This is a genomic window from Leptospira yanagawae serovar Saopaulo str. Sao Paulo = ATCC 700523, assembly GCF_000332475.2.
Classification (GTDB): Bacteria; Spirochaetota; Leptospiria; order Leptospirales; family Leptospiraceae; genus Leptospira_A; species Leptospira_A yanagawae.
The window spans coordinates 585,487-596,709 of record NZ_AOGX02000015.1 but is presented as its reverse complement, the minus strand read 5'-3'; the positions used below and the strand labels follow the sequence as shown (position 1 = coordinate 596,709).

Below are 11,223 nucleotides of genomic sequence, written 5' to 3'. Positions count from 1 at the left end.
CGTCACATCAATTTGAAATGATGGTTAGGCTTTTGGTTTGCAAAGTTTAGAGGATTAAATTCGTTTTAAGATAGATTCAAAATCCAATACCAATTCAATCTAAAAGATAAAAAAACAAATTTATGTTCTAAAATGAATTGGATCCGTATTTAAGATACTACGATGTCGGTTTTGGCTTGTGTGTACTTCCACTCAACGGCAACACGAATTAACTTTTCGTTTTCCGTGATGCTAAGTTTGGCCTTAATTCGAGATCGTAAGGTTTCAATGGTAGAAGGTGCAAGTCCCATGTTCGCAGCGATTTCTTTTACGGGCATCCCCTCTCCAATCATAAGAAATACTTCTAATTCACGGTTCGACAATCGATCAATGGGATCCTTTTCATCTTTCTGGGAAGCCCGATACAAATGACCCAGTAACCTTGTCGCTTGGGATGAACTCACAAAATAATCACCTTTGAGAACTGTATGAATCGCTTCTACAATTTGAGTTGTTGTGTCTTCTTTGAAAACGTAACCCATTGCGCCTAACTTAAAGGCGCGATCCACAAATGTATCATCCGTCAACATACTGATGATGATGACGGCGATATTTGGAAATGTTGTCCTAAGACGTTTCAGAAGTTGCAAACCGTTTTGGTTTTGTTTGAGTTGGATATCAATCAAAACCAATGTTGGTTGCATCTGTTCTATATCGTTAAACGCTTTTTCAATATTGTCTGCACTTCCTATGCATTCTAAATCTTCTGATTTAGCGATTAGGTTTTGTAGTGCATCAACTACAAGAGGATGGTCATCAACGATATAAACTTGTTTTTTCATAACTTCCGACTCTAAGATTCTTTTAAAGCTGCGATCATTTCTTGCGTTGCTTTTTTACCATCACCAAACAACATCAAACAATTGTCTGCGATGAAAAGTGGATTGGGAACTCCCGCAAATCCTGCACTCAAACTTCGTTTGATCACAACAACGGTTTTGGCATTTCCCACATCCAAAATCGGCATACCAGCAATCGGTGATTTTGGATCTGTTTTTGCAAGTGGGTTTGTTACGTCATTTGCACCGTTAACAATCACAACATCAACATTTTCGAAAGTACTGTTGATCTCGTCCATCTCTTTCAAACGATCGTAAGGAATATCTGCTTCGGCAAGTAATACGTTCATATGACCTGGCATACGACCAGCAACGGGATGGATCGCAAAGGTAACATCAATTCCACGAGCGGTCAAAAGTTGGTATAAGTCTCTTACTGTGTGTTGCGCTTGTGCCACTGCCATTCCATACCCTGGAACGATTACAACGCTCCTTGCCACATCTAGTAACATTGCCACTTCTTCTGCACTAGTTGATTTCACTTTACCAGAGTAAAAATCGCCATCATCTTTCATTTCTGTAGCGACAGCCCCGAATCCACCAAAAAGTACATTCGTCAAACTTCGGTTCATCGCTTTACACATAATTTGTGTGAGGATGATACCAGAAGCTCCTACAAGCGATCCAGAAATGATGAGTACATTGTTATTGAGAACAAATCCTGTTGCAGAGGCAGCAATCCCTGAATATGAGTTGAGTAGGGAAATCACAACAGGCATGTCGGCTCCACCAATCGGTATTACAAGGAAGATTCCAAGGAGTAAACTCACACCACTCAGAATCCAATAAATGGATTCATCCGTTGGAACCATACAACCGTAAACACCAAGTCCCACCGCAGTTAAACCCACTAGAATTTTCACAAGTTGGTCACCTGGGTAACGAACTGCTTTTTCTGTGATAAAACCTTGTAACTTTCCGAAGGCGATAAAACTTCCCGAGAAGGTAATCCCACCAACAATGGCAGAGAATACAATTGATACAACTTCTTGGTAATTGACTGCATATTGGTATTTCGGAATGGATAGTTGTAAGGCAGCACCTGCTACAAATACAGAAGCAATACCACCAAAACCGTTTAACACAGCAACAAGTTGTGGCATGGCCGTCATTTGGATTTTGATCGCAAGGATGATTCCAATCACTGAACCGATGAGAACTCCCACTGCAATCCATTCATAAGAAAGAATTTCCTTATCAAAGAGAGTTGCGACTACCGCAATGAGCATCCCTAGGGCACCAAGGAAGTTTCCTCTAGTGGCTGTCTTTGGATGCGCTAATTGTTTGATCCCAACAATGAAAAGAATGGAAGCAACGAGATACGCGAGGTTTAAAATGCTGATGAGTTCCATTATTTAGGTGCATCCTTTTTCTTGAACATGCCAAGCATTCTGTGTGTGACAAGAAATCCACCCACTACGTTGATCGTGGCAAAAATAACAGAGAGTAATCCCAAAATTTTGGTGATGTTACTTTCTTGGATCCCGGCCGCATAGAGCGCCCCGATGAGGGTGATGCCGGAAATGGCGTTAGAACCCGACATAAGAGGGGTGTGGAGGATGGGAGGGATTTTTGTGATGATTTCAAATCCCACGAAGATCGCGAGGACGAAAATCGTGACGGCTGTAACAAATATTTCCATAAACTAGTAGTAGTTATGGAAAAAATGGCCATTTTGGAAACAAAATTTTCAGGAAATTTACGTAAGTGGCGGCCTGAATGGGCAAAAGTAACGGGATTGAATGCCAAAACCAACAAAGATTGGAGCTTCCAAATCGAAACTGGTTCCAATCCAGTGCCACAAACTTATGGTTCCTGAACAGAATGTGCAAAATGCAGGAATTCTTTTTGTGAACTGGATCAAAATCATCAACCAAAGAAAGATAAAACCAAAAGTTCCGATTGATACCACCTTTTGTCACCTAACAAATGGTATATTTGAATCCTAACTTCATTTTTTGTGGAATCGTTCCGTTTACGAATTGTTTTGACAAATCGTAATCTGTCATTAATTTCTTCTTGGTTCCCAATATGAAATCCTTTTATCTCCTCATTGTCTTTCTATTCAATTGCCAAATCAGTTGGTACCACACTCGGGTTTCAAAAAACAATGGGAACGAAATCCCAATCTCGGAAGGAGAAACCGTTTTTGACGGAAACGGAACTGCCTGTTTCATTTCCACGATCCCTTACGCTTCGGCCGCAAAAAATCCAAGCACTATCATAAATTCCCAATGGATGATGGACGTTCAATTCATAGAAAATCTTAGGACCAATTTAAATCTCAAAGGAATTCCAACCAAACACATCAAAGAAGTGGTTCGTATCCCGGAAAACTGGCCTCATTTTGAATTATTTGCATCTTTCAGAAGTTCCCAAAATTTCAATCGATTCAAACAAATCCAATCATTGCCAATTGATGAAAAAGAAAAAGAGATCCTACTAAAATTAGCTGAATTCACAGATGAAAATACCTATTTCCTACAAAACTACGGTTTATTCAGTTTATATCGTGAGTATGAAAATTGTTCCCAATATTATTACATTGTATACCAAAAGAAAGAAAAGGACCATCACAATCTTGCATTGTTCTTTTTGTCTTTAGGAATATTACCCACAGTTAATTATGAAAACCATTATTATGCCGTATACATTCGAAATCCTGTTAAAAAGGAATCGAATAGTTTCACTTACAAATATGGATATAGACGACTGATTAGTTTGTTACTTTTACCTACTTTTAATATTTTCAATGAAGTTAGATTATATAACCAAGACTATCGATTTTCTGATCATACGAAAGACCAATTCCTAAATTCTTTAGAGAATAAAAATAGCCAACCATTACCGATCAAATACCTAAACCCAGTTTATGGTGATGTAAAAGACCATACTTACATTTCAGATTCAGGGTTATTCGATACCAAAATTCCCGTGGATGCCAGATATGCAGTGTTAAATGACGGTAAAACAAAGGTAAGTTTTTATGATCCAATTCATGGTTTGTATAAAATACAAGCCATCAATGTCACACAAAAGATCAATTCAGATATTATTTCAAACGGAATTGAACCAACATTAAAGAATTTCATAAAAACAAAGTTAGTTGATGTGATTCAAAAAAAATACCCAAAATCAAATATCGTTTTTGAAACGTATTCATCAGAATACAGGGATGGCACATACACGTTTATATTAGAAGTGGCTAAACCAGAAGCAAATTTAGAAAGTTTTAAAAAAGAATATTATATATTTTCCTGTTTTAAATCACAAAGTCAGATTTTTATTCTCTCCAAAACTTTTCAAAAAGAATATAACGAATTGATTTCACCTCAATTGGCCGAAACAGAAATCATCGATTTTTATTCGAAGGTTAACTTCCAATCCAAATACATTGAACCAAAACCTTTGGACTTAGAAGTCAGCATGAATGACCAAAAATCAAAATCAGAAGATGAAGGAGATGGTGAAGATGATGATGACGATGAAGAAAGTGAGGAAGAGGAAGAAGAATTAGCTGGCGGGTTTAGTTCGGGTGGTGAAATTGATTTGGGTGGACTCATTTCCATTTTAAAAGAAAGAACTCGTATTCCAAAAGGGAGATTGGATATCAAACCTGGTCGGTTTAAGTTTAACAGTGCTCGCTTCAATGCACCAAAAATCAATCGATCCCGGTTTAACTTCAAACCGAGCAGGACTAAAAATTTTTCCAGACCAAGCAAATGGCGTAGGTAAGCTGGGTGCTTACTTATACTGGATCAAAAATGCATCAAAAGAACCGAATTTACTTTCTCCATCAAAGCCACCTGAAGTGAATCCAGTTGCGTAAAGAGTTCCATAACGATCCACTGCTACAGAATTTCCGTAACTTTGGTATGTTCCAGATTGTCCGATAATTTTCGACCATTGTTTGATGCCCTGGTTATCTTGAGGAAATTCAATGCAATCCCAATCGTTTAACATACATTTGAGAATTTGGGTCTCCGCATATGCCTTCGACTGGAAATCGGATGGGTTGTTCAATGATAAAGGATAACAATGAGAGAACAGAAATTGAGTCAAAGTGAAGGAGAAAACAAATTCGATTCTTCGTATCATCTCAGATGGTATACTGCATTTCATTTTCGTGATTTTAAATTGAGTATGGAATGGAAAAGGAATTTAAGTATATCAACTGTTTAACGCTGGATCTTCCAATCCAAGTTCCAAAAATCCTTTCGCACGTAAGATACAAGAATCACATTTGCCACAAGGTTTTCCTTTGATTGGATCATAACAAGAATGTGTAAGGTGTAAAGGTGCACCTACTTCCATTCCCAGTTCAATAATTTCTTTTTTCCCTAGATGTAGAAGTGGAGTTTTGATTTGGATGGAATCCCCTGCCCCCGTCACTCCTTTTTTGGTTCCAAGGTTTGCCATCTTTTGGTAGGATTCAATAAACTCTGGCCGACAATCGGGATAACCCGAATAATCGAGAGCATTCACTCCAATATAAATTGAATCATACCCGTGACCTTCCGCGAGTGATAAAGCAAAGGACAAAAAGAGAATATTTCTTCCAGGAACATAAGTATTCGGAATTTCTGTTTCATCACCACTAAACAGTGATTTGGCGTTTTTCCTCACCTTAATTTTTTTTTCCGTTAGTGAACTTCCTAAAAAAAATCCAGGGTCCAATTTTTGGATCACATGTTTGATCCCTAGAGTTTTTGCGATTTTTTTACTTTTGGTAAGTTCAATTTTATGTTTTTGAGAATAATCAAAAGAAAGAGCTAGTAACGGAAGGTTTTTTGTTTTGGGATATCCAAATTCTTTGGCCGCAACATAGAGACAGGTAGTTGAGTCAAGTCCACCTGACAAAAGTACAACGGCTCCTTTTTTTTTCGATTTCGATCCTAATGAGGAATCCGAAACGGGACCCATTTACTTTTTTGGACCCCTGTATACACAAGAACTTGTGCAGGTTTCATACAAAGTGATTTTATCGAGGAGTGGTAGTTTTGGTTTGAGTTGGTTCCAAAGCCACACAGCAATGTTTTCACTAGTAGGATTTTCTAAACCTGGCACATCATTTAATACATAATGGTCCAAATGTTCATCTAATATTGGTTTTACGATGGACTTCAACTCACCAAAGTCCATAATCCAACCTGTATGTGGATCAATTTCACCCTTTAAATACACAGCAAAACGAAAACTATGGCCGTGCATCCGTTTGCATTTATGGCCCTCTGGAACATTTGGTAAAAAATGTGCTGCTTCAAAACCAAAGGTTTTGGAAAGTTCGATCTCTTCCATTACTCTTCCGTAGCGTATTCCGAAAATAATGACTTTTGGTTTCCCGCGTGGTCTTGGAATTCGACAGGATAGTTCGATGTAAAACAAGCATCACAAAAACCACCACCTTTATGCCCTTCCACTGCCTTGTGCATTGTATCTAACGTTAGATAGGCGAGAGAATCTACACGAAGGTATTTTTGAATTTCTTCAATGGTGTGAGTGGATGCGATGAGTTCCTTATGTGTTGGAATATCAATTCCATAATAACAAGGTGCAACTGTAGGTGGTGCGGATACTCGGAAATGGATTTCTTTTGCACCAGCATTTCGGATCATTTTGATGATCTTACGGCTAGTGGTCCCACGCATCACAGAGTCATCGATGATGACCACACGTTTTCCATTCACCACTTCTTTTACGACATTGTATTTGATTTTGGCACCGAAGTCTCGGATCTTTTGATCGGGCTCAATGAATGTGCGACCGATGTAATGCGAACGAACAAGACCACTTTGGTAAGGAATTCCTGACTCTTCACTGTAGCCAAGTGCTGCAATGTTTGCGGAATCGGGAACAGGGATGATCACATCGGCTTCCACGGGCATAACACGTGCAAGTTGACGACCAAGGGATTTTCTCACTTTGTAAACGGATTCTTCAAAGATATAGGAATCAGGTCTTGCAAAGTAGATGTATTCAAAAATGCAAAGGCTTGGTTTTGCTTTTGGGAACGGATACAAGGAACGCATTCCAGTATGGTCAATCACAACCATCTCTCCTGGTTCCACATCCCGGACATATTCTGTTTCCGTGATATCAAACGCACAGGTTTCCGAAGCGAAGACAATCGCTCCATCCGAACGTTTTCCCATCACCAGTGGGCGAAATCCATTGGGATCGCGAACTGCAATTAAGTATCTAGGAGTTAAAACTAACAGGGAATAGGCCCCTCGCACTTGTGCGAGAGATTCACAGAGTGCTTCGAGAAGGTCTGATTTATGGCTTTTGGCCATTAAGTGGACAATGACTTCAGAATCGATGGTGGTTTGGAAAATGGATCCGTCCCGTTCGAGTTTGTTTCGAATGTCCCAAGAGTTTACTAGGTTTCCATTATGGGCAAGTGCCACTGGTCCTAAGTGAGATTCCACGCGGATGGGCTGGGCATTCCTAAGAAAACTCGCTCCCGTTGTAGAATACCTGTTGTGGCCGATGGCCGCATCCCCAATGAGCTCTTTGATCTTCGGTTGGGTGAAGATATTTGCCACAAGGCCCATATTGGCATACCGGTATAAGTGGGAACCATCGGTGGATACGATCCCACTGGACTCCTGGCCTCGGTGTTGCATTGAGTACAAACCTAGGTAGGTAAAATTAGCAGCTTCCTTGCTATTGTAGATGCCGAATATGGCACATTCTTCTTTTGGTTTGTCAGATTGGAGAATCATTGTTAGAATGACAATTGCAGTATTTCCAAAATCCCAATTAGATGCAAATCAATTCCAACTATATTCTCGTCGATACAGCAAAAGCTTTGGATTTGGCTCTGATCAATCTGAGACAGTCTAAAATCATGTCCATTGACACAGAGTCCTCGGGTTATTACACGTATTATCCCAAAGTTTGTCTCATTCAGATCAATTCCAATGGCAAAAACTACTTAATTGACCCACTCAAGATCACAAATTTGTCAGCTTTGGGTCCTTTGTTTGAAGATCCCAATATTCTGAAAATCTTCCATTCTGCCCAAGATGACATTAAGGCACTCAAACGTGACTTTGGGTTCAAATTTGTGAACACGGCAGACACAATGATCAGTTCTCGTTTATTGTCTTTAGAACAAAGTTCTTTGTCATTTGTAGTGGAACATTACCACAAAGTGATACTTTCCAAAGTGGAACAAAAGTCCAATTGGGAAATTCGCCCTCTGCAAAAACAACAACTCAAATACGCAGCACTCGACACCGCATACCTTGAATCCATTTGGTTGAAAATGGAGGAAGAGTTAAAACGAAGGTCTTTGTATGAGGAAGCCAAATCGGAATTTGAATTCATTGCTTCAGAAGATTACGTAGCAAAAGAAGGAGAAGGATTTTCTCTTGGAAAATTTCCTGACATCCTCAATTTCACACCACTTGAACGAAGGAAAATTTTAGAACTACTTCGTTACCGTGATGAAAAAGCAAAACGAATCAACAAAGCAAGTTTTCGAGTGTTCAATAACGACAGATTGTCACAAGCTGTTAAGGGCCATCCAAACGAAGAAAAATGCATTGAATGGTTTGGAAAAAAAGATGGTTCTGAAATTTTCAAACTTTTGACTTCAGAATACAATGATCCTATTGATACTTCAGAACTTTCTAAACGACATGGTGAAGATCTTAACGAAGAGGAAAATCATAAGTTTGAAAATGCTAAAAAATGGCGACTTCGCATTATGCGCGCTAGACGGATGGAACATTCTCTACTGCCGTCCAACAAACAACTCATTACAATTTTGAAAGCAGCTCCTAAAAACTTAGATGAACTGAAAGCCCTGAATGTATTTTCTGATTGGAAAGTACAAAATTATGGTCCCAGTTTGCTTGCTGCCATACAAGGCCTTCCCTTCGATTCGATGATCAACCGTTTGGTGGCGATACGATCCAAAGAAGCTTTTGTTGCCAAACGTAGGAAAAAACAAAACCAAAACTCGAAAGACGAGGGTTAATGTTACCCTACCAGTCCTTTGTAAATCAACTTTCAAGGGACTTCGATTCCATCCCAGATACATCGGAAACAAAATCCGGTGTCATCTTCCCTTTGTTTGGTTCTCATACAACTGCCGAAGGGATCATTCTGACGGAACGAGCCAAACACTTAAAAAGTCACCCTGGACAGATCTCTTTCCCTGGTGGCGTAATGGAAAAATCTGACTCCAATTTACTCATCACAGCCCTTCGGGAATGGGAAGAAGAGATGGGTGTAGGTCGAAATTCACTCGAAGTGCTTGGCAAATTGGAAGGATTACACACTCGCACAGGGTTTCATATCACACCCTTTTTAGCGAAGTACACTGGTGATTTTTCCTTTTCGAGAAATGAAGACGAAGTGGAACAAATCATTTTATTACCATTTGCCGAACTTTGGACCAAACCTTTTTATGCGATTGAAATCCCAAACCGAGAACCAAAACATTTTGCTTATTATTTTGATTTGTCGGATGGACTTTTGTGGGGAGCCACTTGTGAAATGGTTTTACGTTTCTTAAAAGACCACTCTCATTTTGACCGTTTGCCTCAAATCGTAAAACCAAACCTAACAAAACCACCTTTTTTGGATCCCAAATCCCTCTAAGGGGAAAAGGATTTTTCGCCGATGTTGTACAAGTGCGAAAACAAAACGGACCAGTTCAGAAACCTAATACAAATTTCCGATTGGGAATTGTATTTGTTTTAACATCTTCACTATTCTTTTCCACATCTCGTCCGATACAATCGCAAAACCAATCTAACAAACGCTATGTTTTTATATTAGATGCCAGTGGTTCCATGTCAGAAAAATGGGATGGTAAAACCAGAATGGCTGTCGCCAAAGAAAAACTCATACACGTATTAGGTGGTCTTCCCAAAGATGCCAGTGTAGGGCTTGTTGCATACGGAAATCGGATCGCAGGTTGCCAATCCGCAAGGTTGTACCATCCCATCCAAAGGGGAAGCGCATCTGTTGTGAGCCAAAAACTGGCAAACCTAGTGCCAGCCGGTTCCACTCCCATTGCGCAAACTTTACAAGTTGTGGGTGAATACCTTTTGAATGACCAAGTAGAAACTGAAATTATCTTTATCTCTGATGGCGTAGAAAGTTGTGAAGGGGATCCGAAATCAGTTTTGTACAATTTACGGCAATCGGGAAAAAAATTCCGCCTCCAGATCCTAGGCATTGACATTGATCCAAAAGGGGAAGAAGACCTAAAACGGCTCTCCATTCTGGGAGAAGGAAATTACTTTCCACTCAAAGCCCCAGATGATTACGACAAATCGTTTCAAAAGATCTTTTCCCATTTGCAAACAAAGGAAGAAATCAAAACAGAGTTGGTCCATGATCCCGTTCCTCCCAACATACCTCCTTCCGTTTCGAATGGAACAAATGTTGGGAAAATCCAAATTGTCAGTGTCTTACCCTATGAAGAAGGATCAGAAAATGGGTATATCTTAAATTATGAATATTCTGCCTCCCATCCAACGGAATACATGATCCAATTGTATCTTTATCCTGCAGAAGAGAAACACCGTACTTTCCCGATTCCACCCCTTCGCGAACGAAGGATGGGTGATTTGGTGAGCCATCGGGTGGAAATCAAACGTGGAAAAGAAGGAAAAGGTCGATTTGTTTTCCCCTTACCTCCAGGGAAACGAATGAAGTCCTCTGCCGAACTTTGGGATATGACAGGGATTCCGAAAATTATTGCCCTCTCCGAAGAAAAACCCATTCACGATAAATCCCATTCTGACCGAAGTGAAAGGTAATGAGACAGAATTCTAAATTTTGGCGAGGTCCAATTCGGATTTTCGTACTGACGATTTTGCTTTTAGGATCCTTTTTTTCCATATCAGCCCTCGGTAATACCCAAACCGTGTTTGCAAAGGAACGGGACAGACAAGGGGATCTTCTTTCCCAAAAAGCAAAAGAATTTTTAGAAGACCGAAACCATTACCAATCCGTTGAAACCTGCAAAAGTTTTTTGATCCTCTACCCTGGGCATCCCAAAACAAGAGAAGTTCGGAAAATTTTGAGTGCGAATTACCGAATGACAGGAGATGTTTTAGCACTTGCTGAAAATGAACTGAAACTATACAAAGAATTTCCCAATACCGAAGAAGGTCTGGAATCGTATTTAATTTCAGGAAAAGCCTATGTACGAATGGGCCGAGAAGACAAAGCGTATCAGATTTTTCAGGACATTATCAAAAATACGTATTCAAGCAAAATTGCGCAAGAAGCAGAATTAGAACTGACTCAGATGGAAATTTTAGGAGAGAGTAAAAATAAGTAATTTTTACGAAAATATTGCCCTAGGGATCTCCGATAA

At 39.6% G+C, this 11,223-nt stretch carries 13 protein-coding genes; 6 read left to right on the top strand and 7 right to left on the bottom strand.

Annotated elements, in window-relative coordinates:
* Positions 1-149 precede the first annotated feature (149 nt).
* Genes LEP1GSC202_RS06525 through LEP1GSC202_RS06515 form a run of 3 tightly spaced genes read right to left on the bottom strand, consistent with a single transcriptional unit; the run spans position 150 to position 2,520 of the window.
* The gene (locus LEP1GSC202_RS06525) at positions 150-821 is read right to left on the bottom strand and encodes a response regulator transcription factor (RefSeq protein ID WP_015677348.1); all 672 of its coding nucleotides are present in this window, start codon (positions 819-821) and stop codon (positions 150-152) included.
* A gap of 11 nt (positions 822-832) precedes the next feature.
* Positions 833-2,230 carry an NAD(P)(+) transhydrogenase (Re/Si-specific) subunit beta gene (locus LEP1GSC202_RS06520; protein WP_015676939.1) on the bottom strand — a complete coding sequence of 466 codons (1,398 nt, stop codon included), beginning with the start codon at positions 2,228-2,230 and terminating at the stop codon, positions 833-835.
* A complete protein-coding gene (locus tag LEP1GSC202_RS06515) occupies positions 2,230-2,520 on the bottom strand; it encodes an NAD(P) transhydrogenase subunit alpha part 2 (protein WP_035983036.1) in 291 nt (96 codons plus the stop codon). Before LEP1GSC202_RS06515 ends, LEP1GSC202_RS06520 begins: the two co-directional genes overlap by 1 nt.
* A gap of 100 nt (positions 2,521-2,620) precedes the next feature.
* Between LEP1GSC202_RS06515 and LEP1GSC202_RS19865 the strand changes: the two genes are divergently transcribed.
* The gene (locus tag LEP1GSC202_RS19865) at positions 2,621-2,827 is read left to right on the top strand and encodes a hypothetical protein (protein WP_167321696.1); all 207 of its coding nucleotides are present in this window, start codon (positions 2,621-2,623) and stop codon (positions 2,825-2,827) included.
* An 82-nt stretch (positions 2,828-2,909) separates the two neighbouring features.
* The gene (locus LEP1GSC202_RS06510) at positions 2,910-4,613 is read left to right on the top strand and encodes a hypothetical protein (protein ID WP_015677149.1); all 1,704 of its coding nucleotides are present in this window, start codon (positions 2,910-2,912) and stop codon (positions 4,611-4,613) included.
* 9 nt (positions 4,614-4,622) lie between these two features.
* Here LEP1GSC202_RS06510 and LEP1GSC202_RS19860 read toward each other — a convergent pair whose 3' ends face one another.
* The 4 genes from LEP1GSC202_RS19860 to purF all read right to left on the bottom strand — a co-directional run bounded on the left by LEP1GSC202_RS19860 (position 4,623) and on the right by purF (position 7,603).
* Positions 4,623-4,901, bottom strand: coding sequence for an SBBP repeat-containing protein (locus LEP1GSC202_RS19860; RefSeq protein WP_167321695.1), 279 nt, complete (start codon positions 4,899-4,901; stop codon positions 4,623-4,625).
* A 147-nt stretch (positions 4,902-5,048) separates the two neighbouring features.
* Entirely contained in the window at positions 5,049-5,801 is a 753-nt protein-coding gene (queC, locus tag LEP1GSC202_RS06500) for a 7-cyano-7-deazaguanine synthase QueC (protein WP_015677378.1), read from the bottom strand.
* Positions 5,802-6,176 (bottom strand): 6-carboxytetrahydropterin synthase QueD, encoded by a 375-nt coding sequence (queD, locus tag LEP1GSC202_RS06495; RefSeq protein WP_012387208.1) that lies wholly within the window; start codon positions 6,174-6,176, stop codon positions 5,802-5,804.
* Positions 6,176-7,603, bottom strand: a complete 1,428-nt coding sequence (purF, locus tag LEP1GSC202_RS06490) for an amidophosphoribosyltransferase (RefSeq protein ID WP_039928300.1) — start codon at positions 7,601-7,603, stop codon at positions 6,176-6,178. The genes queD and purF overlap by 1 nt, the downstream gene beginning before the upstream one ends.
* Positions 7,604-7,644: 41 nt before the next feature.
* Between purF and LEP1GSC202_RS06485 the strand changes: the two genes are divergently transcribed.
* Genes LEP1GSC202_RS06485 through LEP1GSC202_RS06470 form a run of 4 tightly spaced genes read left to right on the top strand, consistent with a single transcriptional unit; the run spans position 7,645 to position 11,187 of the window.
* Positions 7,645-8,865 carry a ribonuclease D gene (locus LEP1GSC202_RS06485; protein WP_015677023.1) on the top strand — a complete coding sequence of 407 codons (1,221 nt, stop codon included), beginning with the start codon at positions 7,645-7,647 and terminating at the stop codon, positions 8,863-8,865.
* Positions 8,865-9,491 carry an NUDIX hydrolase gene (locus tag LEP1GSC202_RS06480; protein WP_015676798.1) on the top strand — a complete coding sequence of 209 codons (627 nt, stop codon included), beginning with the start codon at positions 8,865-8,867 and terminating at the stop codon, positions 9,489-9,491. Before LEP1GSC202_RS06485 ends, LEP1GSC202_RS06480 begins: the two co-directional genes overlap by 1 nt.
* A gap of 32 nt (positions 9,492-9,523) precedes the next feature.
* Positions 9,524-10,660: a vWA domain-containing protein gene (locus LEP1GSC202_RS06475; protein WP_015676871.1), complete on the top strand. Its 1,137-nt coding sequence runs from the start codon at positions 9,524-9,526 to the stop codon at positions 10,658-10,660.
* The gene (locus LEP1GSC202_RS06470; RefSeq protein WP_015677248.1) at positions 10,660-11,187 is read left to right on the top strand and encodes a tetratricopeptide repeat protein; all 528 of its coding nucleotides are present in this window, start codon (positions 10,660-10,662) and stop codon (positions 11,185-11,187) included. The genes LEP1GSC202_RS06475 and LEP1GSC202_RS06470 overlap by 1 nt, the downstream gene beginning before the upstream one ends.
* Positions 11,188-11,223: the final 36 nt, after the last annotated feature.